Consider the following 26343-nt stretch of genomic DNA (forward strand, 5'->3'; position numbering starts at 1 on the left):
CGGATTCCACACGTCCGACATGCGCCGGACCACGACGCCAGGCGGCATCGACAGCCGCCGAGACGAGTGCAGGGGCGGCGACCAGTGCGACGGTCGCGGGGAAGAGGCCGCTCGGTCCGGACCGGATCCGACCACATGGGCTGCAGTGAAAGGGTTCCGGCTCGAGAGGCCACGCTGATGACGCGTGGATCGCCGTGCGAAGCCGAGGGTATCCGGTCCCGAGATGCAGGGCAACAACACCCGGGGCGTGTCGGACGTCTCAGCCGATCTCGACCTGCGCGCCGACCGTGTCGACGGGCAGCGGCAGCACCGCGAACCCCGTGGTGTCCACTCCCGCCGGGAGCGTCCCGTCCGAGGTCAGGGCCAGGACGGTGGGTCCGGCGCCGGAGATCGTGGCGGGCACCCCGCTCGCCCGGAGCGCGTCGACGAGGTCGGCGGACTCGGGGTAGGCGGGGCGGCGGTAGCCCTGGTGCAGGCGGTCCTCCGTGGCCGCCATCAGCAGCTCCGGCGCCGTGGTGAAGGCCAGCACCGACAACGCGGTGCGGCTCCCGGTGAACGCCGCGTCCGCCAGCGGCACGACCTCGGGCAGCAGCCCGCGGGTCGTCTTGGTGGAGGACTCCACCCCTGCGACGAGCGCGACCGGCGCGATGCCGGCGTGCACGTCCCGCCGTACAGCGTGGAAGCGCGCCGCGGTATTCCCCGGCGTCTCCCAGGCGATCACGAACCCACCCAGCAGGGAGGCCGCCGCGTTGTCCGCGTGCCCCTCCATACCGGCCGTGACCTGCAGCAAGGCGTCCTGTTCGAGGGCCACGTCCCGCCCGGTGAGCACGCAGGCCGCGACCGCGCCCGCCACCGCGGCGGCCGCGGAGCTGCCGAGCCCGCGGGAGTGCGGGATCGCGTTCGCGCACTGCAGCCGCAGCCCCGGCGGCTCCTCGCCGAAGGTCGCGAAGGCGTGGTGCATCGCGCGCACGACGAGATGCGTCTCGTCGCACGGGACCTGCGCCGCGCCCTCACCGGTGACCTCGACCGAGACGCCGGAGGACGTCGTCGACACGACCACGTCGTCGTAGAGCGCCAGGGCCAGCCCGAGCGAGTCGAACCCCGGGCCCAGGTTGGCCGACGACGCGGGCACCCGGACCCGGACCTCGCTCGGGCGCCCCATCAGGCCAGCTCCAGGGCGGCCGCGACGGCGGACGGGTCGATCGGGACCACCTCCGGGGCGGGTGCGGTGGCCAGCACCGAGTCCGGGTCCTTGAGCCCGTTGCCGGTGACCGTGCACACGACCGTCTGCCCGCGGTCGAGCCTGCCCTCCGCGGCGGTCTTCAGCAGCCCGGCCACGCTCGCCGCGGACGCGGGCTCGACGAACACGGCCTCGCGCGTGGACAGCAGCCGGTGCGCGGCGAGGATCTCCTCGTCGGTGACCGCCGCGAACAGCCCGTTCGACTCCTCGCGGGCCGCCTGCGCACCGTTCCAGGACGCCGGGGCGCCGATCCGGATCGCGGTGGCGATGGTCTCGGGGTTCTTCACCGGGGCGCCGTGGACCAGCGGCGCCGCGCCCGCGGCCTGGAACCCGAACATCCGCGGCAGCGCCGGGATCAGCCCGTCGTCCGCGTACGCGCGGTAGCCCTTCCAGTACGCGGTGATGTTGCCCGCGTTCCCGACCGGCAGGCAGTGCACGTCCGGGGCCCGGCCGAGCGCGTCGCAGATCTCGTAGGCGGCGCTGGCCTGGCCCGCGATCCGGGTCGGGTTCACCGAGTTGACCAGCGCGATCGCCGGGTAGTCCGCGGTGGTCTTGCGGGCGAGCTCGAGGCAGTCGTCGAAGTTGCCGTCGATCTGCAGGATGCGGGCGCCGTGCGCCACGGCCTGCGCCATCTTGCCCAGGGCGATCTTGCCGCGCGGGACCAGCACCGCCGACGTCATGCGCGCGCGGGCGGCGTACGCGGCGGCGGCGGCCGACGTGTTCCCCGTCGACGCGCACAGCACGCTCTTCTTGCCCTCGGCCAGCGCCGCGGTGACGGCCATGGTCATCCCGCGGTCCTTGAAGGAGCCGGTGGGGTTGGCGCCGTCGACCTTGAGGTAGACCTCGCAGCCCACCCGCTCGGAGAGCACCGGGGCCGGGAGCAGCGGCGTGCCGCCCTCGCCGAGGGTCACGATCTCCCAGTCCGGCCCGACGGGCATCCGGTCCCGATAGGCGTTGATCACACCAGGCCAGGGGGCCAGCGCGACAGGCACAGCATCTCCGATCTCCACCGATGACTCGCTCAGCCGGCCACGCCGAGGGTCGAGACCGGACGGCCCAGCCCCTCGACGCGCAGCACACTCTCGACCCCGAGCACGACGTCCAGCTCCGCGAGGGCCTCCACGGTCGCGTGCAGCGCCGAGTCCGGGGCCCCGTGCGTCACGACGACGAGGCGCGCGTTCCCGTCGGCGGAGGCCGGTCCGTCCTCGCCGCCGCCCGTCTGCCGCACCGCCGCGATGCTGACCCCGCGCCGCGCGAACTCCCCGGCGACCGCGGACAGCACGCCCGCGCGGTCCGCGACCTCGAGCGAGACGTGGTAGCGGGTGGGCACGTCTCCCATCGGCCGCACCGGCAGGCGGGCGTACGAGGACTCGCGCGGTCCGCGGCCCCCGCCGACCCGGTTGCGCGCGACGGCGACCAGGTCGCCCAGGATCGCGCTGGCGGTCGGCGCGCCACCCGCGCCCTGGCCGTAGAACATGAGCTGACCTGCGGCGTCCGCCTCGACGAACACCGCGTTGAACGCGCCGTCGACGCCCGCCAGCGGGTGCGCCTTCGGGATCATCGCCGGGTAGACCCGGGCGGACACCGACTCCGACGCGTCGGCGGCACCCGGCACGCGCTCGCAGATCGCGAGCAGCTTGATGACGCAGCCGAGCCCGTCCGCGGCGGCGATGTCCGCGGCGGTGACCCGGCGGATGCCCTCACAGTGCACGTCCGCCGCGGTGACCCGGGTGTGGAAGGCGATGGTGGCCAGGATCGCGGCCTTGGAGGCGGCGTCGTACCCGTCGACGTCCGCGGTGGGGTCCGCCTCCGCGTACCCGAGGCGGGTGGCCTCCTCCAGGGCGTCCGCGTAGCCGGCGCCGGACTCCGCCATGGCGGAGAGGATGAAGTTGGTGGTGCCGTTGACGATCCCCGCGACCCGGGTGATCCGGTCGCCCGCCAGGGACTCGCGCAGCGGGCGCAGCAGCGGGATCGCGCCCGCGACGGAGGCCTCGTAGTAGAGGTCGACGCCCGCGGCGTCCGCGGCCTCGGCGAGCACGGCCCCGTCCTCGGCCAGCAGCGCCTTGTTCGCGGTCACCACCGACTTGCCGGACTTGATCGCGTCGAGCAGCAGGGTGCGCGCGGGTTCGATCCCGCCGACCACCTCGACCACGACGTCGACGTCCTCCCGCGCGACGAGCGCGGCGGCGTCGGTGGTCAGCAGGTCCTGCCGCACGCCGGGGTGGCGGTGCGGGCGGCGCACGGCGATGCCGGCGATCTCGACCGGGGCCCCGACGCGGGCGGCGAGGTCCGCCGCCTGGTCCTCCAGCAGCCGGACCACCTCGGTGCCCACCGTGCCGCAGCCCAGCAGCGCGACGCGGACGGGACTGCCGGGCCTGTGCTCACTCACCGTCGGATCATCCCTGTTCGCGCCGCGTCCGGACAGGCGGGGGTGCCCACACTCACGAGGTCACCTCGAGCCGGAACTGGTCGTCCTCGGTCTCCCGGCGCAGGATGACCCGCGCCGCACCGTCCCGCACGGCGACGACGGCCGGTCGCGGCAGGCGGTTGTACGAGCTGGCCATGGAGTAGCAGTAGGCGCCCGTCGCGGCCACAGCGAGCAGGTCGCCCGGCGCGAGGTCGGCGGGCAGCCAGCAGTCCCGCACCACGATGTCCCCGGACTCGCAGTGCTTGCCCACCACCCGGGAGAGCAGCGGCGTGGGGTCCACGGTGTCGACCGACGACGCCCGGGACACCAGCCTGCAGTCGTACAGCGCGTCGTAGAGGGCGGTGCGGATGTTGTCGCTCATCCCGCCGTCGACGCTCACGTACCGCCGGGACCCGACGCCGAGGGCGACCTCCTTGAGCGTGCCCACCTCGTAGAGGGTGATCCCGCCCGGCCCGGCGATGGCCCGCCCGGGCTCGACGGCGAGGTCCGGCACGTCCAGCTCGGCCGCGTGGCACTCGCGCTTGACGATCGCGCGCAGCTCCTCGGCCAGCGCCGGGATCGACAGCGGGGCCTCGTCGGGCCGGTAGGCGATGCCCACTCCCCCGCCGAGGTCGAGGGTCCGCAGGTGCTCGAGCCCACCGTCCTCGCCGTGCTCGCGGTGCAGCCGCGCCAGCAGCCGGACGACGCGGTGCGCGGCGACCTCGAAGCCCTCGGTGTCGAAGATCTGCGAGCCGATGTGGCTGTGCAGGCCGACGAGCCGCAGGTTCGGCGCCTTGAGCACCCGACGGGCCGCCTCGGCGGCCGGGCTGTCCCCGTCCCCGGCGATCGAGAACCCGAACTTCTGGTCCTCGTGCGCGGTCGCGATGAACTCGTGGGTGTGCGCCTCGACCCCGACGGTCACCCGGATCATCACGTCCTGGGTGCGGCGGAGGTCGGCCGCGACCGCGTCGAGCCGGGTGATCTCGTGGAAGGAGTCCAGGACCACGCGACCGACGCCCGCGGACACCGCCTGCTCGAGTTCGGCCACCGACTTGTTGTTGCCGTGCAAGGCGATCCGCTCGGCCGGGAACCCGGCCCGCAGGGCCACGGCGAGCTCGCCGCCGCTGCAGACGTCCAGGCTCAGTCCCTCCTCCGCCACCCACTTCGCGATCTCCACGGAGAGGAAGGCCTTCGCCGCGTAGTGCACGTGGTCTGCGCCGAAGGCGGCGGCGAACTCCGCCGCGCGGGACCGGAAGTCCTCCTCGTCCACGACGAACAGGGGCGTGCCGAACCGCTCGGCCAGCTCGGTGACCGGGACGCCGGCGACGGCGAGCACCCCCCGGTCGTCCCGGCCCGCGTTCCGGGGCCAGACGGCGGGGGCGAGGTGGTCCAGCTCGGCCGCGGACCCCGGGCGGGGGCCCGCGGTCTCGGGCGGTGCGGAGATCCCGCCGTGCAGCGGCCCGGCCGGGTGCGCCCTGGTCACATCCGCTCCGGTGCGCTCACGCCGAGGAGGCCGAGGCCGTTCTCGAACACCTGCCGGGTGGCCACGCACAGTGCCAGCCGGGCCCGGTGCAGCTCGGTGATCTCCTCGTCGCCCATCGGCAGGACGCGGCAGGAGTCGTAGAACTTGTGGTATGCGCTGGCCAGGGACTCCAGGAAGCGGGCGACCCGGTGCGGCTCGCGCAGCTCGGCCGCGGACTTCACGACGTCCGGGAACTCCCCGAGCGTGCGGATCAGGTCGCCCTCGCGCGGGTGCTCCAGCAGCCCGTACGCGGTGCCCGGCGTGAGCCCGACGTCCGCCGCGTTGCGGGCCAGGGACGCCAGCCGCGCGTGCGCGTACTGGACGTAGAACACGGGGTTGTCGTTGCTGCGCTTGACCAGCAGGTCCAGGTCGATGTCCAGGGACGAGTCGACCGACGACCGGATCAGCGAGTACCGCGCCGCGTCCACGCCGACGGCCTCGACCAGGTCGTTCATCGTGACGACGGTCCCGGCCCGCTTGCTCATCCGGACCGGCTTGCCGTCCTTCACCAGGTTGACCAGCTGCCCGATCAGCACCTCGACCACGGCCGGGTCGTCCCCGAACGCCGCGGCGGCCGCCTTGAGCCGGGCCACGTAGCCGTGGTGGTCGGCACCGAGCATGTAGATGGCCAGGTCGAAGCCGCGGGCCCGCTTGTCCCGCAGGTAGGCGAGGTCGCCCGCGATGTAGGCCGGGCGCCCGTCGGACTTGATGACGACCCGGTCCTTGTCGTCCCCGTAGTCCTTGCTGCGCAGCCACCAGGCACCGTCCGCCTCGTAGAGGGCGCCGGAGTCCTTCAGCTGCTGCACCACCGCGTCGACCGCGCCGGACTCGTGCAGCGAGTTCTCGTGGAACCAGACGTCGAAGTCCGTGCCGAAGTCGTGCAGGTCCTTCTTGATCTCGTCGAACATGAACCCGACGCCGACCCGCCGGAAGATCTCGTCCTGGTCCGGGGCGCCGAGCGCGGCGGGCTCGGCCGCCACCACCCGCGCGGCGATGTCCGCGATGTAGGCGCCGCCGTAGCCGTCCTCCGGCGCGGGCTCGCCCTTCGCCGCGGCGACCAGCGAGTTCACGAACCGGTCGATCTGCGCGCCCGCGTCGTTGAAGTAGTACTCGCGGGTGACCTTCGCGCCCCGCGCGGTGAGCACCCGGCCGAGCGCGTCCCCGACGGCGGCCCACCGGGTGCCCCCCAGGTGCAGCGGGCCGGTGGGGTTGGCGGAGACGAACTCCAGGTTCACGTTCCGGGCGGAGAGCTCGTCCCCCTGGCCGTAGGCGGCGCCCGCGGCGAGGAGCTCCCCGACGAGCGCACCCTGCGCGTCGGCGGCCAGCCGCAGGTTGAGGAAGCCGGGCCCGGCGATCTCGGCGCTCGCCACGCCGTCCGCCCTGGTCAGCTCCTCGGCCAGCCAGCCCGCGAGCTCGCGCGGGTTCACGCCCGCCTTCTTCGCGGTGCGCATCGCGACGTTCGTGGCGTAGTCGCCGTGCTCCGGGTTGCGCGGTCGCTCGACGCCGATGTCGGCGGGGAGGGCGGCGATGTCCAGCCCTCGGGCCGTCAGGACCGCCGTGGCGGTGGTCCGGACCAGGTCGGCGAGCACGTCGGGAGTCACGTTCCGAGTCTAGGAGAGCCCCTCAACCGGTTCTCAGGTGGCGCTCCTAGACTCTGCGCCCATGGCCAGCGGGAAGACCAGCAAGGCGAACCGGCGCAACTCGCGCACCTCGGTCGTCGCCCAGAAGTCCACGCCGTGGGGCCTCATCGCGGGCGTCCTCGTCGTGGTGCTGTTCGCGGGAGCGGTCTTCGGGTACGCCGTCCTGCGCGGCAACGAGAACAGCGCCGCCCAGGAGCTCCTCGCGCCGTACGTGCCGAGCGACACCAACCGCGACCCGTCGACCCAGATCCCCGGCGTGGTCACCGCGACCTACCAGGCGGGCCAGCACGTGCAGCCGAACCAGCAGGTCGCCTACACGCACTCCCCGCCCTACGGCGGCGCGCACGACGGCTACTGGGCCACCTGCGTCGGCACCGTCTACCCCGAGCCGGTCCGCCAGGAGAACCTGGTGCACTCGATGGAGCACGGCGCCGTCTGGATCGCCTACAACCCCGACCAGGTCAGCGGCGCCGCGCTGGACACCCTGCGGGCCAAGGTCGACGGGCAGCCCTACACCGCACTCTCCCCGTACCCCGGCCTGGACCAGCCCATCTCGCTGCAGTCCTGGGGCCACCAGCTCAAGCTGAGCGACGCGAACGACCCGCGCGTCGACCAGTTCATCACCGCGCTGCGCCGCAACCAGTACCAGTACCCGGAGGTCGGGGCGAGCTGCTCCGAGATCGGGCAGGGCCTGTTCTCGGCGGCGAACCCGCCGCCGTTCGCGCCCACGCCGCCCGCGTCCGCGGTGAACGGCACCACGGTCGTCGACGAGCAGGGCGGGGCGGGCACCACCCCGGCGACCGACGAGATGCCCACCTCCGGCCAGTGAGCACCGCCACCGAGTCCCCCGTGGTCGAGGAGCCGGAGGGCCGCGCCGAACCGCGGTGGGTCCGTCCGCTCGTCGTGATCGGGGCGGTCCTGGCGCTGCTGCTGCTGGGCGGCGCGGGCGGGCTGCTGCTCGGCCGCGCGGGCTCGGACGCCGCGTCGGTGCCGTCGGGCACCTCGGTGGACGTCCAGTTCGCGCAGGACATGTCGGTCCACCACGAGCAGGCCGTCCAGATGGCCGCCTGGGAGCGGGACCACACCACCGACCCGGCGCTCACCCAGCTCTCCTACGACATCGAGACCACGCAGCTCCAGCAGATCGGCCGCATGCAGGGCTGGCTGGGGCTGTGGGGGCAGGCCGCGTTCCCGGTGGGGCGGCCCTACATGACGTGGATGTCGCCCGACGGCATGGCCGGGCACGGCATGGCGGGCGCCACCGGCAGCGCCCGCATGCCGGGCATGGCGTCGGACGCCGAGCTGGCCGCCCTGCGCTCCTCGACCGGCCCCGCGCTGGACGTCCTGTTCCTCCAGCTGATGCTGCGCCACCACCAGGGTGGTGTGGCGATGCTGCAGGACGCGGCCGCCCGCGCGTCCGTCCCGGAGGTCCGCAACCTGGCCGCCCAGATGCTGTCCGCGCAGCAGAGCGAGTCGGACTACATGACCTCCCTGCTGGCCCGACACGGCGCCCAGCCCCTCCCGATGAACTGATCGCGGGGTGCTGTAGGGTTTCCCTCGTCGCCGCGGGTCACCGCGGCCGGGCCGCACGGCCCCCGTAGCTCAGGGGATAGAGCACCGCCCTCCGGAGGCGGGAGCGCAGGTTCGAATCCTGCCGGGGGCACAGTCCACCCTCCGCGTCGCTCGCGGCCAGCCGGGCAGCAGACCGGGGGGATCACCCCGGGCGCTCCACCGTGATGGCGGCGGCCGGGCACTGGTTCGCCGCGTCGAGGACGGCGGCGGCGCCCTCCTCGTCGAGCGGTGCCCCGGTGGGGCGGGCCCGGACGCCGACGAACTCGAAGTGGTCCGGCGCGATCGCCAGGCACAGGCCCGCGGAGATGCAGCCCCGTGACACGTAGATCCGCCACGCGGTCGGGTCGTCCCCACTCATGCGGTGCTCCCGTGAGTCGTCAGCCGGCGGCGCTGCGCGGAGCGGGCCAGTGCACGCCCACGCTCTCCCAGCCGGCCAGCACGTCCATCTCCGGGTTCGCGAGGAGGACGTCCTTGAACGACGGGCTGCCGACGACGACGTCCTTGAACGAGCGGAGGAACTCGTCGATCTCCTTCGCCCCGCGCTCGGGGAGGCCGAACTCGGCGTAGGCGGGCGTGACGATGTCGTCGAAGAGCGCCGTCCAGTACTCCTCGGTGATGCCCATGCCGCGGTGCGACGTGGCCATGTCCGGGCCGGTGTAGGTGTGCGGGCCGCCCCAGTGGTCCCCGAGGAACTCCACGAAGCCGTTGATCTCCTCCTGCACCTCGGCCTGGGTCTTGTGGTTCCAGATGTGGCCGATGGTGGGGTTGAGCATGGCCCGCTGCACGAGGGTCTTGGCCAGGAAGGTGACGACCGGCAAGCCGCCCAGACGCTCGTAGAGCGAGCGGTCGTCGGTGGTGGTGGGTTCTGCTGCGTCAGTCATGGCGCGACCCTCCGACCCCCGCGCTCAATGCGTCAACATGACGCGACGCATTGACAAGACATGTCACGCGGCGGCAACCCCTCTCGGCGTCGATCGGTGGTCCACGGGGAGGCGTGGAGGTCGACACCAGGGCCGTCCCCGCCCGCGAACGGCTCGAGTACTGGCACGAGTGCGTGAGTGACCGCTTCGTGCCGCTCCTCGTCGCCCCGGCGAGCCACGAGGTGCAGGGGCGGATCCGGTTCCGCGAGGTCGGCGGCACCAGGGTCCGGCGCATCGCCGGCACGGAGCACACGTTCCAGCGCCGGGACGGCGACATCCGGCGGGTGGGGAGCCGCCGCGAGTCCATCGCCACGATCGGACGCCGGTGCGGACTGCCCGACCCGGCGCACTTCAGCCGGGTGTTCCGCCGCCGGTTCGGCGTCTCGCCGCGCGAGTTCAGGGACGGGTGACGCCTTCCTCGAGGCGCCGCCAGGTGTTCACCAGGCCGCAGTCCGCCGTCGACGACGGCCCGTGTGCGGATCCGCTGTCACGGCAAAGGGTGCCGGGAGCCGGGCACGGGCCCCGGGACCCGACCCCGCGAGGACCGGGCGGTCGCCGGCGAGGGCCGCGCGCAGGTCGACCGTTCACCTCGCCGACGCTCCACTGACACGGCCAGGCAGACCGCCCGACGAGTGGATTTCACTGATCGTTCACGTTCTTCGTAGAGTCCCCCAGACTAGGCCGAGTGGGGGACGAGTTGACGATCGATCATGTGACCCAACGCGTGGAGCCGGGCGTCTGGCGCGGGCTCGCCGTGTTCGTGGTCCGGGACGTGGTCGCCGCGGCGCTCGACGAGGCCGTCGCCGGCGTCGCGCGCGGCCTGGAGATCCTCGAGACGGTCGTCCTGACCCGGGCGCAGCGGTCGCGGCTCACGCCCGACGCGTACGCGCTGATCGTCGCGTGCGACGTCACCCCGCCCGAGGGGGCGACCGGCGTGCGCAGCGTGGCCCAAAGGGTCGCGGACGTCCTGGACCACACCCGCCGCAGGCTCTCCCCCGACGGCACCCCGGCCCCGCTGGTCGACGTCTCCTCCGGCCCGCGCGAGGCCCTCGCCTTCCTGGCGGCGCTCGGCGACCCCGACCTGCCGACCCGGCTGCTGCCGCGCGTGCAGGCCCTCACCGCGGCCTGCGCCGTGCCGTTCCCGCTGGTGGGCATGCTGGGTGGGGACTCGCCCGGGTTCCGGTCGCGGGTCGCGCTGGTCGACCACCCGGTGCACGGCCGCAGCGTCTGCAAGATCTTCCGCCCGGGCGCCGACGTGTCCTTCCAGCGCGAGCTGCGGGCCCGGACCGAGCTCGCGGACCTCCCCGAGGTGCCCGAGCTGCTCGAGCACGGCCCGAACTGGCTGCTCACGCCGTTCTACGCCGACAGCGGCGCCCACGTGGTCCGGCCGCTGCCGGGCGGGCTCGCGCAGCTGCACCCGCACGTCGTGCGGGACCTGGTGCGCTTCGTGCGCGACCTGCACGAACGCGGCCGCTACGTGCTGGACCTGTCCCCGCACAACCTCGTCACAGACCCGGACGCGGGCCTCAAGATCCTCGATCTCGAGTTCGTCCTCGACTACCCCGCGCCGCAGCCCGAGTGGGAGGCGTGCTGGAGTCTGCACGGGGTGCCGCAGGCGCTCCGGTCGGTGGGCGACGGCCTGCCGAACCTCGTGCTGACGAAGGGCGTGGGCAACTCCGTGTTCCATCCGGCCGTCTGTGGGCTGCGGCGCACCCAGCTGCTCGCGCCCGGTCGTCGTCGGGAGACCCCGCGACGGGTCGCGCGGCAGCTGGCCTGGTCGGCCGCGCTCGGCGTGGCGGGGCGGGTGCACCCGGCGTTCCGTCCGTGAACGACGACGCGAGCGAGGACCCGACCCGACCCCTGCCGACCGTCGCGCCCAGCCTCACCGCCCGGACCGCGCGGGGGTTCGCGTGGGTCTTCACCGGCTCGGTCGGGCAGGCGGTGCTGCAGATCGTGGCCACCGTCGTGCTGGCCCGGCTGCTCACGCCGGACGAGTTCGGGTCGGTCGCGGCGGCGCTGCTCGTCGTCGGGCTGACCCAGCTGGTCACCCAGCTCGGGGTGGCCGCGGCGCTGGTGCACCGGGCGGAGCTGACCGACGGGGACGTCGCGGCCGCGTTCTGGTTCTCCATGACCCTGTCCGTGGTGATGGCGGCCCTGCTCGCGGGCTTCGCGACGGCGCTCAACCCCCTCGTCGGGCTGCCCGCCGACTCCGACCTGATCCCGCTGCTGTCGCTGTCGCTGCTGTTCGCGGGGGCCATCGCCGTGCCCACCGGGCTGCTGCAGCGGGAGCTGCGCTTCCGACCGATGGCGACCGTCGACCTGCTCGCCGCGGGCCCGGCGCTGATCGGCGTCAGCGTGGTGTTGGCGCTCCTCGGGTTCGGCGCGGCCGCGCTCGCCTGGGCGGAGGTCGCGGCGGCGCTGGTCAAGGCGGTCGGGTACCTCGCGCTGACCCGGCCGCACGTGCGGCTGGACCGGCGCGCGTGGGATCGGCTGCGGCCCATGCTGAACTTCGGCTCCGGCTACTCGCTGACCCAGCTCGGCAACTGGTTCGCGCTCAACGCGGACAACCTCGTCGTGGCGAACGTGCTCGGCACCGCCCCGCTCGGGGTGTACACCCGGGCGTACAACCTGCTCAACGAGCCCGCGAACGTCATCGGCGGGGCCGCGGACAAGGCCCTGTTCCCGGCCATGGCCCGGGTGCGGGAGGACGGAGCGCGGCTGCGGGCCGCCTACGTCCGGACCGCCAGCCTGGTCGCCCTGGTCACCGTGCCGGCCGCCGTCCTGCTGTTCGTGCTGGCCCCCGAGGTCGTCCACGTGCTGCTCGGCACCCAGTGGGACGCGGTGGTCCTGCCCGTCCAGGTGTTCGCGCTCGTCCTGCTGCCGCGGACGTCGTACAAGATCAGCACCTCGCTGACCCGTGCGACGGGCGCGGTGTACCGGGCGGCGTGGCGGCAGTGGCTCTACGCCGCCGAGGTCGTGGCGTTCACCCTGGTCGGGGCGCACTGGTGGGGGGTGGACGGCGTCGCGGTCGGCGCGTCGGTCGCGATCGTGCTCCACTTCCTGGTCATGCTGCACTTCTCCGCGCGGGTCTCACCCGGGCTGATGGGCGCCGTGCTGGCCATGTACGTCAAGCACCTGCCCGCGCTGGTGGTCGTCGCGCTCGCCACGTGGGGCGCCGCCGCGGCCGTGCGGCCCGTGGGCTCGGACCTGCTCACCCTCGCGGTGGGCGCGCTCGCCGCCGCGATCGGCGCCGTGGCCTCCCTGGCGGTCCTGCGGAAGCGCTTCACCGCCGAGCTCGCGGTGGTGCGGACCCTGGCCCCCGCATGACGGAGGCCGACCGCCGAGAGGACCTGCTGCGCTACCTGCGCCGCGGTTGGGAGGCGCTGCTCTGGAAGCTCGACGGGCTCTCCGAGTACGACGTGCGCCGCCCCCTGACTCCGACCGGCACGAACCTGTTGGGCCTGGTCAAGCACGTGGCGCTGACGACCTCGGGCTACTTCGGCGCGGTGCTCGGCCGCCCGGACGCCGTCGAGTGGTCCGACGACGAGGTCAACGCCGACATGTGGGCCAAGCCCGGCGAGTCGCGGGAGCTGATCCTGGACGCGTACGCCAGGGCCGTCGCGGACGCCGAGGCCGCGCTGACCGAGCTCCCCCTGGACCATCCGGCGCACGTCTCCTGGTGGGCGGAGCCGGACGTGACGCTGCACCGCATCGCGGTCCACATGGCCGTGGAGCTGCACCGCCACTGTGGGCACGCGGACATCCTCCGCGAGCTGGTCGACGGCGCCGCGGGCATGGTGCCGGACGCGACCAACGTTCCCGGGGACCTCGACTGGCCCGGATACGTCGCCCACCTGCAGGCCGAGGCGGACGCCCACCGGTAGTCCTTGCCGAAACGGCAACGATCCTTGCCGACCTCGGGCGCGCGGCCGCACAGTCGCGTCATGGATTACGACGTGGTGGTGGTCGGCGGCGGGGCCGCGGGCCTCAGTGGTGCGGTGGCCCTGGCCCGGAGCCTGCGGTCGGTGCTGGTGATCGACGCGGGCGCGCCGCGCAACGCCCCGGCCGACGGCGTGCACAACTACCTGGGCCGAGAGGGCGTGGCACCCCGCGAGCTCGCCGCGATCGGCCGCGCGGAGGCGGCGGCCTACGGCGTGGAGTTCGTGGACGACCGCGTGCTCGCCGTGCACCCCGGCTTCCGGGTCGAGCTCGCGGACCGGACGGTCACCGCGCGGAGGATCCTCCTCGCCACCGGCCTGACCGACGAGCTGCCGGACGTCCCGGGCCTCGCCGCCCGCTGGGGCCGGGACGTCCTGCACTGCCCCTACTGCCACGGCTACGAGGTCCGCGGCCGGGCCGTCGGCGTGCTGTCCACCGGCAACGGGATGCACCAGGCACTGCTGTTCTCGCAGCTCAGCGCCGACGTGACGCTGTTCCTGCACACCGGCGACGAGCCGACCGCCGACGAGTGGGCGCAGCTGCGTGCGCGGGGGATCGCCGTCGTCGACGGGGAGGTCGCCGGGATCGAGGTGACCGACGACCGGCTCACGGGCGTGCGGCTGGCGTCCGGCCGGGTCGTGCCGCGGGACGCGGTGGTGGTCGCGCCGCGGGTCACGGCGACCGTCGTGCCGGGGCTCGGGCTGGAGCCCGAACCCGTGGAGATGCTGGGCCGGGTGATCGGCTCCCGGATCCCGGCGGACCCGACCGGCGCCACGGCGGTGCCGGGTGTGTTCGTCGCGGGCAATGCGACGGACGTGTCCGCCCAGGTCGTGGCGGCCGCCGCGGCGGGGATGCGGGCCGGGGTGATGATCAACGCTGCGCTCGTCACGGAGGAGACCCGCGAGGCCGTGGAGCGCGGTCGGGTGTTCTCCCCGGCGTCCGAGCGGGAGCTGTGCACGCCGCAGCACGGGGTCTAGCAGGATGGGGAGCATGGAACACGGACACGGGCACGGCCGGGCGATGACCGCGGAGGAGGTCCGGGCGATGCTCGAGCCCTCCGCCTGGGACGAGCGCTACGGCGGCGAGGAGCTCGTGTGGAGCGGGTTCCCGAACCCGCAGCTCGTGGCGCAGGTGGACGAGCTGACCCCGGGTGCCGCGCTCGACGTCGGCGCGGGCGAGGGGGCGGACGCCGTGTGGCTCGCCCGCCGCGGCTGGGCGGTCACCGCCGTCGACTTCTCCCAGATGGCGCTCAAGCGGATCGCCGAGCACGCCGCCGAGGCGGGCGTGGAGATCACGACCGAGCAGGCGGACGTCCGCACCTGGACCCCGCCCGCCGGCGTCTTCCAGCTGGTGAACTCGCAGTTCATGCACCAGCCCGCCGAGGTGTTCGCCCCGCTGGTGGCCCGCCTCGCGGACGCGGTCGCGCCGGACGGGCACCTGCTGGTCGTGGGGCACCACCCGAAGGACCTCGAGGAGCCCGAGATCGGCCGCCCGCCGGTCGGCGACATGCTGTTCACCGCCGAGGAGATCGCGGCCCAGCTCGACCCCTCGACCTGGGAGATCGTCGCGGCGGAGACCCGCCCGCGGCAGCTGATCGGCCTCGACGGCGAGCCCGTCACCGGGCACGACGCCGTCCTGCACGCCCGCCGCAGGTCCTGACCCGTTCACGGAGGGGCGAACGGCGGCCGTTCCCGTACGCCGATCGCCGAAGCCCGTTGACCGGTCTGCACTCAACCCTGCTGTCACCAGACGTAGTTGCGCCACTACCTTCTGCTGCACGCTCCCAGGAGGTGACACCAGTGGCGCTCGCGTCCATCTTGTCCGCCATGCCCGATCTGTTGCAGCGCACGCTCCAGCAGCACTCCCCCGACCCCGCGGGGTACTGCCGCGAGTGTCGCGAGGCGTCCGGAATCGCCGCGATCTGGCCCTGCGCCACCCGTGAGGTGGCGGAGGAGGCCCAGTACATCCGGCGCGGCGGCCTGCCCGGCACACTCGGCGGCCGACACCGCAACCGCGTCTGACACCCCGCGCACTCCGAGGGCCGTCCCGATGATCGGGGCGGCCCTCGGTCGTTCCTGATGGACTGAACGGAGTAGCGGCCACACCGTTCGCCGGCGCCTCTCGGACTAGGGCGTCTTGCCGCCGCACGTCCGGGCGCGACGAGCGGCCGATGCGCGGTGGCCCGCGCCACAGCCGGCCGTCCACCGTTACCGACGCCACGTCCGCTGCCGCTCGCCGCTCGGCCCGTTCCGATCGTCTCAGCAGGGGGGATCCGACGCCGTACCCCCGCGCGACAGCCCCTAACGTCGGACACGACAGGATCACGGAACGATCACGAACGACCCGTGGAGCCCCCGAAGCTCCGCTCCCCCGGGTCGGGAGTGCTCCCCGATCGGGCCGTGGTCGCAGTGGAAGAGGAAAGGTCGCAGTGGCCCGGCATCGCTCCCCACGAGGCCGCACCGCGTCCCCCCGCTCCACGGCGTCGAGCTCCCCACGACGTCGTGCTCCCCGAGCGGGGGACGCGGTCCGGTCCCTCCCCGGTCCCGTCCGTCACGGGGCCGCCGTCGCGCTCGCCGCGGGCGGCGTCGTCTCCGTCCTCGGTGCGGCCGCCCCGCTCGCGGGCCCACTGGTGTCCGGAGTGGACACCGCGGCCGCCGCGTTCGGCGTGGGCTCCGCGGCGGACACCCCGGACCGTCCCGACCAGCCCGTCACCGGCGGCGCGGTGGTCGAGGGTGTCCTCGCGGGCGTGCCCGCAGGCACCGGGGACGCGGCCGCCGCGCCCCCACCGGCCGTCTCGCTCACCCACCTGTCCGACGCCGTGCGCTCCGCGGGTGATCGCACGGTCGCCGAGCAGCAGCGCGTCGAGCAGGAGGCGCGGGCCGCCGAGGAGCGCGCGAAGGCCGCGCTCTCCGGGCAGACGCTGCGGGCGGGCTCGGGCAGCACCTCCTGCGGGCTGAACACGAGCGGCCTGGGCGCGGTGAAGTCCTGGGTCGCCGACGCGGCGGAGTTCCTCGGCTGCCGGTTCGGGCAGCCGCCGCTGCTCGGCGTCGGGAGCCGGGGCAACGCCTCGGACCACCCGGGCGGCCTCGCCCTCGACCTGATGACGACGAACCAGGTCACGGGGGACTCCATCGCCGCCTGCGCACTGCAGAACATGGACGCACTCGGCGTGACCTACGTGATCTGGGACCAGCAGATCAACACGGGCTCGGGCTGGAAGCCCATGGAGGACCGCGGCAGCCCCACGGCCAACCACGAGGACCACGTCCACATCTCGTTCCGGAGCTCGGCACCGAGCGGGACCCCGGTCACCTGCTGACCGTTCGCCGCGCGCGCCGACACGCACATCTCACGGCATGGGGAGCGTTTCGGGCGTTTCGTGACCTCTCCGCTACATTCGGTCGCGAACACACCGGTTCGGCTCCCCGTTGGACGCTCCCCGCTCCGCCCGGGCCGGCGGTTCGAGAAGGCAGGTCGTGTCGCGGCACCGCTCCGCCCCGTCCCGGGTGTGCGCCCTGCGTCGCGGGGTCACCGCCGCGGCCGTCACGGGCGGCGCGCTCGCGGTCGCGGCCCCCACCGCGGCGCTGCTGCCGGGCGCGGACGCCGCACCGCGGCAGGCCGCCGCGCAGATCGGGCTGGCCTCGTCCGACGTCGCCGAGGAGGCCCTCCCCGTCGTCGACGGGACCCGGATCGCGATGAGCGTGCTCCCCGTCCGTGCCGCGTCGTGGGAGCCCCCGGGCCTCGACGCCGCCGAGCGGCTCCGCAAGTCCGCAGCCCTGAACGACGCGGCGTGGGCGGCCGAGCAGGAGCGCCTGGCCCGCGAGGCCCGGGTGCACTGCGACGTGCCGCTCGGCGGGCTCGGCGCGGTGAAGTCGCACGTGCGGGACGCCGCCCGGTTCCTGTCGTGCCTCTACGACCAGCCGGACCTCATCGGGGTGGCGGGCCGGGCCCGCGTCTCCGACCACGCGACGGGCCTGGCGTTGGACCTCATGGTCCGCGGCGCGCAGGGCGACCGGATCGCGCAGTGCGCGCTGGCCAACCGTGCGGCGCTCGGCATCACGTACGTGATCTGGGAGCAGCGGATCAACCACGGGAGCGGCTGGACGCGCATGGAGAACCGCGGCAGCGACACCGAGAACCACGTCGACCACGTGCACATCAGCTTCGGCCGCGGCGCCTCCGGGACCCCCGACCCCGACCTCTGCACCTAGCTGCACTGTGGAGCACCGTGGAGCACTGCGGTCAGATCCCGATGCGGCCGCGGTCCTCCCGGTAGACGTTGACGACGGCCGGGCGCGGCTGGGCGGAGCCGCCGTCGGGCCAGTGCGAGCCCGGGCGGTCGGGTGAGGCGTCGTCGACGTCCCCGGGGTGCTGCACGGAGACCAGGACGAAGTCGTCCGTCACGACCGGCCCGCAGGTCTCCGCACCGATCGGCACCGACAGGAACTGGGTGGTCCGCCCCCGGGTCTCGCCGGTGAGCGAGACGCCGAACAGCCCGTCGTTCTGCTCCAGGGCCTGCGACGAGTCCGTGGAGATCCACAGGTTGCCGTGCGTGTCGAAGGCGAGGTTGTCCGGCGAGGTGATCGGGCTGACCTGGGACTTGTCGAAGCCGCCGAAGTAGGTCGACGGGTCGGCGGGATCGCCGCAGACCAGCAGGATCGACCAGGTGAAGGAGGTTCCGGTCGGGTCGTCGTCCGCCTCGACGAGCTCGATGACGTGCCCGTGCTTGTTGTCTGCGCGCGGGTTCGCCTCGTCCGGGCCCGCCTTGCCCGCCTTGCCGCGGTCGGTGTTGTTGGTCAGCGCGAGGAACACGTGCCCGTTCGCCGGGTTCGGTTCGACGTCCTCGGGCCGGTCCATCTTCGTGGCGCCCACCTTGTCGCCCGCCTCGCGGGTGAAGACGTAGACCTCCTCGGCGGTCATCCCGGGCACGAAGCTCGTGGAGCCCGCGGCGAGCTTGATCCACTCACCGGAGCCGTCGTACTCCCCGTCCTCGGCGCCGTCGCCGGTGAACCTCGCGACGTACAGCGTGCCGTCGGAGAGCAGCGACAGGTTGTGCTCGCGGGCCCGGCGGCTCTGCCCCTTCCGCATCGTCGCCGAGGAGACGAACTTGTAGACGTAGTCGAACCGCTCGTCGTCGCCCATGTACGCGACGGCATGACCCTCCTTCGACAGCCGGATCGTGGCGCCCTCGTGCTTGAAGCGCCCGAGCGCGGTGTGCTTGACCGGCCGGGAGTGCGGGTCGTGCGGGTCGACCTCGACCACCCAGCCGAAGCGGTTCGCCTCGTTCGGCTCCTGCGCCAGGTCGAACCGGCGCTCCACCGTCTCCCAGCCCCGCTCCGACGGGCCCGGCTCGAAGCCGTAGCGCGCGAGCCGCGGGTCCGCGGGCGCGTTCGCGAAGTACTGGTCGACGTTCTCCTCCCCGGACAGGAAGGTGCCCCACGGCGTGGTGCCGCCCGCGCAGTTGTTGAACGTGCCCAGCACCAGGGTGCCGGTCGGGTCCGCGGACGTCCGCAGCAGCGGCGACCCGGCGGCGGGCCCGTCGAGCAGGAACTCGGTGCTGCCGGTGATCCGCCGGTTGCGGGGGCCCTGCACGTCGACGGTCATCCGGCCCTCGCGGTCCCGGACGATCTCGACGACGGAGTGCCCGTGCGCGGCGAGCCCGATCCGCACCTGCTCCTCGGTCGGCGCCTCGGCGTCGTAGTCGCGGAACATCAGCGGCTCGATCGTGTACTCGTGGTTGGAGAACAGGACCCAGCGCCGCAGCGGCCCCTCCAGCAGGAGGATCCCGCAGAAGTCGTTGTTGTAGCCGAACTGCCGGGCCTGCGCCGCGGCCGTCTGGTGGTCGAAGTCGAACTCCGGCGCGCCCGGCAGGATCGGGTCGCCCCACCGCACCACGACGTTCTGCGCGTACCCGCCGGGCACGCGCACGGCGTCGTCGGTGTTCGGCGGGACGGTCGCGTAGTCCAGGCCGTAGGGAGCGGGAGACGGCGCCGGAGCGACCGGCGGGCCGGGCGTGGCCGCCGCGGCGAGCGCGGGCCCGCCGACGGCCACCGCGCCGCCGGCCAGCCCGAGCACGGCGCCGGCGCGCAGCACCCCGCGGCGGTCGAGCACCGCACCGAGGACCTCGCCGAAGTACGGGTTCGCCGAGCGGTTCGGTTCCCGCTTCGCGCAGGCGTCTCCGCAGCGGAAACGGCAGGTCAGGCCCTGGCGCGCGCGGTGTAGGACCGGCAGGGAGCGGGGCGGGTGGTCGCCGGTGCACGGCTGGGCCACGGTCGTCCTCCAGGTGGGGTGGATTCACCGGTTCGGGTCACGGGGACGCTAGGCAACCGCGGTGAGCACCAAGTGGACAGAACGTGAACCTCGGGATGATCGTGACGAATCCCCTATGGGGTCGCGGTGTGTGCCGGGTGCCCGTGGGTGCGGCGGGCCTGCTTCATCTCCGCCTCGAACACGTGCCTGCGGCCGCCCACCAGGTCCTCGCGCAGCGCGCGCTCGGTGTCGCGCAGGGGCCCGTAGTAGGTGTCGTCGAACTCCTCGACGACCTGGAAGCTCCAGCGCCCCTCGAGCACGTTGCGGCCCAGGATCTCCGTCTCGATCCGCTCGGCCCACTCGGGCCTGCCGTCCTTGCGCAGCAGGTCCACGACGTCGTCGAGCATGGCATCGGCACCTCCCATGAGCTGGTGGAACTCGTACAGGGCGCCGCGGGCGCGCTCGATCCGTTCGAGCATCTCGGAGAGCTTGCCGGTGGCGGCCACCGCGTCGTCGGAGACGCCGGCGGGACGGGCGTGGGCGGAGTCGAGGTCGGACATGCGGCGGACTACCCCGCACGCGCGCCGTTCAGTGTGACGGCGGTAACATCCAGGTCTTCTGCATCGATGGAGATGGAGGCGCGGATGCGAGTCGGGGTCCTGACCGGTGGCGGCGACTGCCCGGGTCTGAACGCGGTGCTGCGGGCGATCGTCCGCAAGGGGGTGCCCGCCTTCGGGCACGAGTTCGTCGGGTTCCGGGACGGGTGGCGCGGGGTCCTGGAGGCGGACGTCCGGCCGCTCGACATCCCCGACGTCCGCGGCCTGCTCCCGCGCGGTGGCACCGTCCTGGGCTCCTCCCGGACCAACCCGTTCGCGACGGACGACGGCGTGCAGCGGATCCGGCGCAGCCTCGACGACCTGCGGGTGGACGCGCTGATCGCGATCGGCGGAGAGGACACCCTCGGCGTCGCGGCCCGGCTGCACGACGAGGGGCTGCGCGTCGTCGGCGTGCCGAAGACGATCGACAACGACCTGGGCGGCACCGACTACACGTTCGGCTTCGACACCGCGGTGTCCATCGCGACCGAGGCCATCGACCGGTTGCACACCACCGCCGAGTCGCACCACCGGGTGCTGATCGTCGAGGTCATGGGCAGGCACGCGGGCTGGATCGCGCTGCACGCCGGGATGGCGGGCGGGGCGAACGCCATCCTGATCCCCGAGCAGCGGTTCTCCGTGGAGCGGGTGCTCGGATGGGTGGAGAGCCGCTTCCGGGACCGGTACGCCTCGATCATCGTGGTGTCGGAGGGCGCGATGCCCGAGGGCGGCGCCGAGGTGTTGCAGAGCGGCCGGAAGGACGCGTTCGGACACGCCCGGCTCGGCGGCGTCGGCGACTGGCTGGCGCAGCAGATCGAGTCGCGGTCGGGGCGCGAGGCCCGGACCACCGTGCTGGGCCACGTGCAGCGCGGCGGCACGCCGACGGCGCGCGACCGCTGGCTGGCCACCCGGTTCGGGCTGCACGCGATCGACGCCGTGCAGGCGGGCGAGTGGGGCACGATGACCGCCCTGCGCGGCACGGACATCGTCACGGTGCCGCTGCTGGAGGCGACCAAGGCGCTCAAGACCGTCGACCCGGCGCTCTACGCCGAGGCCGAGGTGTTCTTCGGCTAGAAACACGTCGTAGTCCGGATGTAACCGGTCGGACATCATTCACGCCGGATGGCGGCCTAGAAAGGAGCCACGCACCCGCCGAATGGAGGTCGACCGTGGAGCTGACCCGACTCGCGTGTCCCGCCGAGTGCCGGGGCGACCGTGCCCGGCGGGACCACCACGACCGCCTGCTGGCCGTCGAGACGGACCCGGACGCCGTCGTCGAGCTGTTCGAGACCGCCGTGACCTGGGCGGAGCTGGAGTATCCCGCCGAGTCGACGATCCCACCCGCGCAGTGGGTGGAGTTCGCCGAGAAGCACCGCTGGCAGGACCCCGACCGCGCGCTGCGGATCTTCCTGCTCGCCGCGGACATCGCCCGGCGCGGCGCCCGCACCCCGGTGCAGCCGCACGCCCGCGCGGTGGGTGACGGGGTCTGCCCCACCCTGGTCCCCGCCCCGCGCCACCTCCGCCTCGCCGAGTAGCGGCTCCGCCGCCCGTGCGTGGGAAGTGGTGCCAGAGCACCACTTACCACGCACGACCTCGGTGCGGGCTTGTCCGGCGGTGCTTCCTGGAGCATCCTCGACGGATCTCGGAGGTGCGATGACGGTCTGGGACACCCGCAGCCACCCCGCGCGGGAGCAGTTCGCGGTCTGGCACGAGGTGATCTGCCAGGCCTTCGTCCCGCTGCGGCCGACGCGCACGGCGGCCGAGCCGGGCTTCGCGGCCCGCGTCGAGACCCGGGCGCTCGGCGGGGTCAACCGGGCCCGGATCGAGTCCCGGCCGCAGCTCACCGACCACGGCCCGCGCGAGGTCGGCGGCTCCACCGGGGCGTACGTGTTCGTGAACCTGCAGCTCGCGGGCTCCTGCCGGGTGCGGACGGCGGCGGGGGACGCGGTCGTCGAGCCCGGCCGGTTCGTGCTGCTGGACACCACCGAGCCCTACTACCTGCGGTTCGACGAGCCGTGGCGGATGCTGTCGTTCCGGGTCCCGCACGCCCACCTCGGCGGACGGCCCGACTCCCCCGCCCTCGGCCGGGCGCTCGACGGGCGGGCGGGCACCGGGCGGGTCGTGACCGCGCTGATGGACGCGTTGTGGGGGCTGGAGGAGACCGCCCCCGCCGACCTGGAGCAGTCCTTCGCCTCGGCGGTCGGTGCCGTCCTCGGCGGTCCCGCCCCCACCGCCGCGGACCTGCGCGCGGCGGTGCTGCGGCACGTGACCGCGCACCTCGGTGACCCCGGGTTGTCGGTCGCCTCGGTCTGCAGGCGGTTCGCGGTCGCGCCGCGCACCCTGCACGCCGCCTTCGAGGGCCATCCCCTGACCTTCGCCGCCACGGTGCGGGAGCTGCGGCTGGAGCGGTGCGCGCGGGCGTTGGCCGACCCGGCCGAGCGCGGGACGGTCACCGCGATCGCCACCCGCCACGGCTACCCGGACCCGGCCGCGTTCAGCCGAGCCTTCCGCCGCCGCTACGGCGTCGCGCCCCGGGAGCTGCGCGAACGGCACAGGAACGCCGCACCCGAAGCCAAGACCGCGTCCGGCTGAACGGACGAGGCTCGGGGCAGCCCAGCGAGGAGGCCCCGTGTCCGTGTCGTTCACCCTGTCCCCGGAACAGCAGCAGCTCAAGGCGGTCGCCCGGGCGTTCGCCGAGGAGCATCTGCGCGATCTCGCCGCCGCCGTGCGCGCCGAACCGGACCCGCTGCGCCGGGCCCTGCTGGCCCGGCCGGTGATGGAGAAGGCGGTCGGGATGGGCTTCCTCAAGGGCCTGATCCCGGTGCCGTTCGGTGGCGCGGCGGGCAGCGGGGTGGACGCCGCGATCCTGATCGAGGAGTGGGCGACGCACAGCCCCGACTTCGTGATCTCGCTGGCCGGTCCGCTGATCGCGCTCGCCCCGGTCTACGAGGTGGGCACCCCGGAGCAGATCCGCCGGTTCGTCGCGCCGTTCCTGGCCGACTCCGGCGCCCCGGTCGCGGCGATGGCCTACTCCGAGCCCGGCGGCAGCGCGAACTTCGCGGCGCCCGCGCCGGCGGAGGGCACCCGCACCACCGCCGTCCCCGACGGCGACCACTGGGTGATCAACGGCGCCAAGCAGTGGGCCTCGCACCTGCCCGGCTGGGACGGCGACGGGCCGGACCTCATGACGATCGTCTGCCGCACCCCGGGCGGGGTCTCCCTGCTCGTCGCGGAGCGGGCCCAGCTCGCCGGGCACGTCGAGGTGGAGGAGTACCTCGACCTGCCGGGCCTGCGTGGCTGCCTCACCGCGCGCATCCGGCTGCGCGACGTCCGCGTGCCCCGCGCGAACCTGCTCGGCGCCGAGGGCGACGGGGCCCGGCTCACCCTGAACGCCTTCACCGGCAGTGGGGCGTCCATCGGCACCTTCGCGACGGCGGCGATGCGGCGGGCCTTCGACGTCGCCTTCCGGTTCGCCACCACCGAGCGCCGCGGCGGTGCCGAACCGATCATCGCCCACCAGGCGGTGTCGGACGTCCTCGCCGACGCGAAGGGCCGCATCGAGGCGGTCCGCCTGCTGTCCTGGCGGGCGCTCGACGCGGCGCTCTCCGGTGACCCGAACGGGCTCGAGCTGGCGTTGCACGCCAAGGTGTTCGGCTCCGAGACCGCGGTCGACGTGATCAACGACCTGGTCAAGATCGTGGGCGTGAGCGCCTACGACACCGCGTTCCCGCTGGTCGACGCCCTGCACGAGGCGCTGGCCTACCCGGTGATCGAGGGCAGCAACACCGGCGTGCGGCGCCGCCAGCTCCAGGCCCTGCTCCGCGACCCCGCCTACGACCCCCTCGCCGCCTCCGGCCTCACCTAGCCGTGCGTGGTCAGTGGTGCTCTGGCACCATTTACCACGCACGAGAGCCGGAGGCGCAGGTCAGCGGGGCAGGCCGGTGATCGGCGTGGTGCGCAGGTCCAGGACCTCGACCCGCTCCTCGCCCCGGCGCAGGGCCAGGCTCCCGCTGGGGTCCAGGGTGCCGACCACCGCCGCCGCCAGGTCGCGCTCGGCGAACGCGGCCAGGCACTCCGGTTCCCGACCCGCGGGCACGCACAGCAGGAAGCCGAAGCTCGGGAAACAGTTGAACCAGCGGACGAGCGGCACCCCCGCGGGCGCGGGCACCGCCGGCACGTCGACCGTCACCCCGAGCGCACCCGGCTCCAGCAGCATCGCCAGCGACCCCACGAGCCCGGCCATGCTGATGTCCTTGGCCGCCACCACGATCCCGGCCTCGGCCAGGGCGCCCAGCAGCCGGACGTCTCCCGCGCTGCGCCGCCCCCGCGACTCGAAGGCCGGGAAGAAGGGGAAGTCCTCGCGCATCCGCCCGTCGAGCGCCGCCGCGACGACCAGCGACTGCCCGGGGGCCGCGCGGGTGACCGACAGCGGCGCCGCCGACCGCCCGACGGCGAACGCCGAGATGGACGGCTGGCCGTCGTGCAGGGTGAAGTGCCCGCCGACGATCGGGACGTCGTAGAGCTCGGCGGCCTCCCGCATGCCGGCGAAGGCCTTGCGCGCCAGGGGTTCCGAGGCGACCACGGTGTCCACGATCCCCAGCGGGACCCCGCCCATCGCGGCCACGTCGTTGACGTTGGCGAGCACCGCGGCGAACCCGGCGCCGTGCGGGTCGGCGGCCACGAACGGCGGGAACAGGGCCTCCCCGCAGGCGATGATCCCGTCCCCGACGACCGCGCCGTCGTCTCCCGGTCCGCCCTGCCAGTCGGTGTCCCCCAACACCTCCCCGACGAGCGCGATCTCGGCCTTCGCCGCGAGCCCGGGGTTGGCGAGGCAGGCGGCGGCGATGTCGGCGAGCGACTCAGAGGTGGAGCCTGCGGAACCGGCCGTCGACTCAGCCACGCAGCACCACCCAGGTCGCGCGCACCGGGCCATCGCCCCGGTTGTGCCAGGAGTGGCCCCGGTCGGTCGGATAGTGCACGGTGTCCCCCGCCTCCACCTCGTATGTCTCCCCCGCGACCTCCACGGTCAGCGTGCCCTCGTGCACCAGCACGAGCTCCTCGCCGGGTCGCCGGGGTCGGGTGTCGCCGCTCTGCCCGCCGGGCTCGACGGTCACCTCGACCGCGGTGGCGTGCAACGCGTCCGACGCCGTCGCCCGCCCCTCGACCCGGATCCCGAGCGCCGCGGGCGCCCACTCCCCCGGCGGGGGCAACCGCTGACCGGCCTTGACCAGGACGGCGGCGGGCGGTTCGGACCCGCTGTCGTCGACGAACGCCGACACGGGCTGCCCCAGGGCGCCCGCAAGCTTGAGCAACGTCGTGATCGTGGGCACCATGTCCCCACGTTCGACCTTGTGCACGGCCGCCGCGGAGACGTCGGCGCGGGCCGCGAGCTGCTGGAGGGACAGACCCAACCGGCTGCGGGCGGCGCGCACCTTCGGCCCGATCGCGTCGACGATCGGCTCCCAGGACGGCGTGCTCACGTTGACAATCCTAGACGGCGTCCACCTATGGTGAACACCTGACGAGCAGAGGAGTGCCCCGGTGGCCGGCACGTACCGACCCTCCCGGCCGCCGTCGGTCTTCGCGCGTCGGCTCGGCCGCGCTCGCAGCGGGACCGAGGGCGTCCTGGACGAGCTGCGCGGGGTGATCCTCTCCGGCGAGGCGGCACCGGGCGTGCCGATCCCGCTCGACGAGATCGCCCAGGCCCTCGGCGTCAGCCAGATCCCGGTGCGCGAGGCCCTCAAGACGCTGATCGGCGAGGGCCTGGTCGACCACCGGCCGCGCGGCGGGTACACCGTCGCGCGGATCACGGTCGCCGAGCTGGCCGAGCTGTACGTGGTGCGGGGCACCCTCGAGCAGGCCGCCCTGGCCGCCGCGCTCCCGCTCGCCTCGGCCGCCGACCACGCCGAGGCCCGCACGGCGCACGAGGCCCTCGACGACGCGCTCGCGCGCGGGGACCTGGCCGCCTACCACCGGGCGTCGCGCCGCTTCCACCTCGCCCTCGTCGCGCCGGCCCGGATGCACCGCCTGCAGCGCATGCTCGAGTCGGCGTGGAACATCACCGAGCCCTACCGCCCCATGTCCCAGCTCTCCGACGCGGGCCGCGCGGGCCTGCACGCCGACCACGCGGCCATGCTCGCCGCCTTCGTGTCCGGAGACGCCGAGGCGCTGCTGCGCGAGGCGATCGAGCACCACGAGGACCTCCGCCGAGCCGTGGCGGCGCTGCCGTCGGACCCCGCCCTCTTCGCCGACCCCTGA

27 protein-coding genes and 1 tRNA gene are annotated in these 26343 nt (G+C 74.0%); 17 read left to right on the top strand and 11 right to left on the bottom strand.

The genetic code is table 11. From position 1 onward, the window contains the following. Positions 1-259 precede the first annotated feature (259 nt). The 5 genes from thrB to argS form a co-directional block, all read right to left on the bottom strand. The gene (gene thrB / locus BLS43_RS11350) at positions 260-1162 is read right to left on the bottom strand and encodes a homoserine kinase (RefSeq protein ID WP_093082059.1); all 903 of its coding nucleotides are present in this window, start codon (positions 1160-1162) and stop codon (positions 260-262) included. Next, positions 1162-2178: a threonine synthase gene (thrC, locus tag BLS43_RS11355; RefSeq protein WP_245707442.1), complete on the bottom strand. Its 1017-nt coding sequence runs from the start codon at positions 2176-2178 to the stop codon at positions 1162-1164. The genes thrB and thrC overlap by 1 nt, the downstream gene beginning before the upstream one ends. An 83-nt stretch (positions 2179-2261) precedes the next feature. Next, a complete protein-coding gene (locus BLS43_RS11360) occupies positions 2262-3629 on the bottom strand; it encodes a homoserine dehydrogenase (protein WP_093082064.1) in 1368 nt (455 codons plus the stop codon). 52 nt (positions 3630-3681) lie between these two features. Further along, positions 3682-5130 carry a diaminopimelate decarboxylase gene (gene lysA / locus BLS43_RS11365; protein ID WP_093082068.1) on the bottom strand — a complete coding sequence of 483 codons (1449 nt, stop codon included), beginning with the start codon at positions 5128-5130 and terminating at the stop codon, positions 3682-3684. Continuing rightward, positions 5127-6770, bottom strand: a complete 1644-nt coding sequence (argS, locus tag BLS43_RS11370) for an arginine--tRNA ligase (RefSeq protein ID WP_093082073.1) — start codon at positions 6768-6770, stop codon at positions 5127-5129. The genes lysA and argS overlap by 4 nt, the downstream gene beginning before the upstream one ends. Before the next feature lie 61 nt (positions 6771-6831). Between argS and BLS43_RS11375 the strand changes: the two genes are divergently transcribed. The 3 genes from BLS43_RS11375 (at position 6832) to BLS43_RS11385 (ending at position 8472) form a co-directional block, all read left to right on the top strand. Continuing rightward, entirely contained in the window at positions 6832-7638 is an 807-nt protein-coding gene (locus tag BLS43_RS11375; protein WP_093082078.1) for a thioredoxin-like domain-containing protein, read from the top strand. After that, complete coding sequence (locus tag BLS43_RS11380; protein ID WP_093082083.1) at positions 7635-8342, top strand: DUF305 domain-containing protein; 708 nt, start codon at positions 7635-7637, stop codon at positions 8340-8342. Before BLS43_RS11375 ends, BLS43_RS11380 begins: the two co-directional genes overlap by 4 nt. A gap of 58 nt (positions 8343-8400) precedes the next feature. After that, positions 8401-8472 (top strand) — tRNA-Arg (locus BLS43_RS11385). A gap of 51 nt (positions 8473-8523) precedes the next feature. Here BLS43_RS11385 and BLS43_RS11390 read toward each other — a convergent pair. Beyond that, entirely contained in the window at positions 8524-8739 is a 216-nt protein-coding gene (locus BLS43_RS11390) for a ferredoxin (RefSeq protein WP_093082087.1), read from the bottom strand. 19 nt (positions 8740-8758) lie between these two features. Beyond that, positions 8759-9262, bottom strand: coding sequence for a group I truncated hemoglobin (locus tag BLS43_RS11395; protein WP_093082091.1), 504 nt, complete (start codon positions 9260-9262; stop codon positions 8759-8761). 113 nt (positions 9263-9375) lie between these two features. Here BLS43_RS11395 and BLS43_RS11400 point away from each other — a divergent pair, with 113 nt between their 5' ends. The 9 genes from BLS43_RS11400 (at position 9376) to BLS43_RS30490 (ending at position 17451) form a co-directional block, all read left to right on the top strand. Then, the gene (locus BLS43_RS11400) at positions 9376-9711 is read left to right on the top strand and encodes an AraC family transcriptional regulator (protein WP_218129789.1); all 336 of its coding nucleotides are present in this window, start codon (positions 9376-9378) and stop codon (positions 9709-9711) included. Positions 9712-10013: 302 nt separating this feature from the next. Further along, entirely contained in the window at positions 10014-11129 is a 1116-nt protein-coding gene (locus BLS43_RS29930) for a hypothetical protein (protein WP_176921276.1), read from the top strand. Then, the gene (locus BLS43_RS29935; RefSeq protein WP_176921277.1) at positions 11126-12628 is read left to right on the top strand and encodes a lipopolysaccharide biosynthesis protein; all 1503 of its coding nucleotides are present in this window, start codon (positions 11126-11128) and stop codon (positions 12626-12628) included. The genes BLS43_RS29930 and BLS43_RS29935 overlap by 4 nt, the downstream gene beginning before the upstream one ends. Beyond that, the gene (locus BLS43_RS11410) at positions 12625-13185 is read left to right on the top strand and encodes a DinB family protein (protein WP_093082100.1); all 561 of its coding nucleotides are present in this window, start codon (positions 12625-12627) and stop codon (positions 13183-13185) included. Before BLS43_RS29935 ends, BLS43_RS11410 begins: the two co-directional genes overlap by 4 nt. Before the next feature lie 60 nt (positions 13186-13245). After that, the gene (locus BLS43_RS11415; RefSeq protein WP_093082104.1) at positions 13246-14217 is read left to right on the top strand and encodes an NAD(P)/FAD-dependent oxidoreductase; all 972 of its coding nucleotides are present in this window, start codon (positions 13246-13248) and stop codon (positions 14215-14217) included. A 13-nt stretch (positions 14218-14230) separates the two neighbouring features. Continuing rightward, positions 14231-14899: a class I SAM-dependent methyltransferase gene (locus BLS43_RS11420; protein WP_245707430.1), complete on the top strand. Its 669-nt coding sequence runs from the start codon at positions 14231-14233 to the stop codon at positions 14897-14899. Between the two features lie 167 nt (positions 14900-15066). Then, complete coding sequence (locus tag BLS43_RS11425; protein WP_237193053.1) at positions 15067-15261, top strand: hypothetical protein; 195 nt, start codon at positions 15067-15069, stop codon at positions 15259-15261. A 617-nt stretch (positions 15262-15878) separates the two neighbouring features. Next, positions 15879-16559 (top strand): VldE C-terminal domain-containing protein, encoded by a 681-nt coding sequence (locus BLS43_RS11430; protein ID WP_093082112.1) that lies wholly within the window; start codon positions 15879-15881, stop codon positions 16557-16559. A gap of 157 nt (positions 16560-16716) precedes the next feature. Further along, the gene (locus tag BLS43_RS30490) at positions 16717-17451 is read left to right on the top strand and encodes a VldE C-terminal domain-containing protein (protein ID WP_218129790.1); all 735 of its coding nucleotides are present in this window, start codon (positions 16717-16719) and stop codon (positions 17449-17451) included. A 31-nt stretch (positions 17452-17482) separates the two neighbouring features. Here the strand turns inward: BLS43_RS30490 and BLS43_RS11440 are convergent, their stop codons facing one another. Both BLS43_RS11440 and BLS43_RS11445 read right to left on the bottom strand, forming a co-directional pair. Further along, complete coding sequence (locus BLS43_RS11440) at positions 17483-19510, bottom strand: PhoX family protein (RefSeq protein WP_245707431.1); 2028 nt, start codon at positions 19508-19510, stop codon at positions 17483-17485. 113 nt (positions 19511-19623) lie between these two features. Then, a complete protein-coding gene (locus BLS43_RS11445) occupies positions 19624-20049 on the bottom strand; it encodes a hypothetical protein (protein WP_093082117.1) in 426 nt (141 codons plus the stop codon). Between the two features lie 84 nt (positions 20050-20133). On the opposite strand from BLS43_RS11445, the gene BLS43_RS11450 reads away from it, so the two are divergent. The 4 genes from BLS43_RS11450 to BLS43_RS11465 all read left to right on the top strand — a co-directional run bounded on the left by BLS43_RS11450 (position 20134) and on the right by BLS43_RS11465 (position 23950). After that, positions 20134-21159: a 6-phosphofructokinase gene (locus tag BLS43_RS11450; protein WP_093082683.1), complete on the top strand. Its 1026-nt coding sequence runs from the start codon at positions 20134-20136 to the stop codon at positions 21157-21159. A 95-nt stretch (positions 21160-21254) separates the two neighbouring features. After that, positions 21255-21620, top strand: coding sequence for a hypothetical protein (locus tag BLS43_RS11455; RefSeq protein ID WP_093082122.1), 366 nt, complete (start codon positions 21255-21257; stop codon positions 21618-21620). Positions 21621-21738: 118 nt separating this feature from the next. Continuing rightward, positions 21739-22677 carry an AraC-like ligand-binding domain-containing protein gene (locus BLS43_RS11460; RefSeq protein ID WP_093082126.1) on the top strand — a complete coding sequence of 313 codons (939 nt, stop codon included), beginning with the start codon at positions 21739-21741 and terminating at the stop codon, positions 22675-22677. Between the two features lie 37 nt (positions 22678-22714). After that, positions 22715-23950: an acyl-CoA dehydrogenase family protein gene (locus BLS43_RS11465; RefSeq protein ID WP_093082131.1), complete on the top strand. Its 1236-nt coding sequence runs from the start codon at positions 22715-22717 to the stop codon at positions 23948-23950. A gap of 60 nt (positions 23951-24010) precedes the next feature. Here the strand turns inward: BLS43_RS11465 and BLS43_RS11470 are convergent, their stop codons facing one another. Both BLS43_RS11470 and BLS43_RS11475 read right to left on the bottom strand, forming a co-directional pair. Beyond that, positions 24011-24985 carry an AIR synthase related protein gene (locus BLS43_RS11470; RefSeq protein WP_176921278.1) on the bottom strand — a complete coding sequence of 325 codons (975 nt, stop codon included), beginning with the start codon at positions 24983-24985 and terminating at the stop codon, positions 24011-24013. Further along, a complete protein-coding gene (locus BLS43_RS11475; protein ID WP_245707432.1) occupies positions 24978-25565 on the bottom strand; it encodes a helix-turn-helix domain-containing protein in 588 nt (195 codons plus the stop codon). The genes BLS43_RS11470 and BLS43_RS11475 overlap by 8 nt, the downstream gene beginning before the upstream one ends. Positions 25566-25626: 61 nt before the next feature. On the opposite strand from BLS43_RS11475, the gene BLS43_RS11480 reads away from it, so the two are divergent. Further along, complete coding sequence (locus tag BLS43_RS11480; protein ID WP_093082140.1) at positions 25627-26343, top strand: GntR family transcriptional regulator; 717 nt, start codon at positions 25627-25629, stop codon at positions 26341-26343.

This window comes from Pseudonocardia oroxyli, assembly GCF_900102195.1.
Taxonomy (GTDB): Bacteria; Actinomycetota; Actinomycetes; order Mycobacteriales; family Pseudonocardiaceae; genus Pseudonocardia; species Pseudonocardia oroxyli.

Coding starts and splice junctions, on each gene's coding strand:
- BLS43_RS11450 (WP_093082683.1), top strand. CDS start 20,134: ATGCGAGTCGGGGTCCTGACCGGTGGCGGCGACTGCCCGGGTCTGAAC.
- BLS43_RS11375 (WP_093082078.1), top strand. CDS start 6,832: ATGGCCAGCGGGAAGACCAGCAAGGCGAACCGGCGCAACTCGCGCACC.
- BLS43_RS11410 (WP_093082100.1), top strand. CDS start 12,625: ATGACGGAGGCCGACCGCCGAGAGGACCTGCTGCGCTACCTGCGCCGC.
- thrC (WP_245707442.1), bottom strand. CDS start 2,178: ATGCCCGTCGGGCCGGACTGGGAGATCGTGACCCTCGGCGAGGGCGGC.
- BLS43_RS11420 (WP_245707430.1), top strand. CDS start 14,231: ATGGAACACGGACACGGGCACGGCCGGGCGATGACCGCGGAGGAGGTC.
- BLS43_RS11415 (WP_093082104.1), top strand. CDS start 13,246: ATGGATTACGACGTGGTGGTGGTCGGCGGCGGGGCCGCGGGCCTCAGT.
- BLS43_RS11445 (WP_093082117.1), bottom strand. CDS start 20,049: ATGTCCGACCTCGACTCCGCCCACGCCCGTCCCGCCGGCGTCTCCGAC.
- BLS43_RS11425 (WP_237193053.1), top strand. CDS start 15,067: ATGCCCGATCTGTTGCAGCGCACGCTCCAGCAGCACTCCCCCGACCCC.
- thrB (WP_093082059.1), bottom strand. CDS start 1,162: ATGGGGCGCCCGAGCGAGGTCCGGGTCCGGGTGCCCGCGTCGTCGGCC.
- BLS43_RS11395 (WP_093082091.1), bottom strand. CDS start 9,262: ATGACTGACGCAGCAGAACCCACCACCACCGACGACCGCTCGCTCTAC.
- BLS43_RS11390 (WP_093082087.1), bottom strand. CDS start 8,739: ATGAGTGGGGACGACCCGACCGCGTGGCGGATCTACGTGTCACGGGGC.
- BLS43_RS11460 (WP_093082126.1), top strand. CDS start 21,739: ATGACGGTCTGGGACACCCGCAGCCACCCCGCGCGGGAGCAGTTCGCG.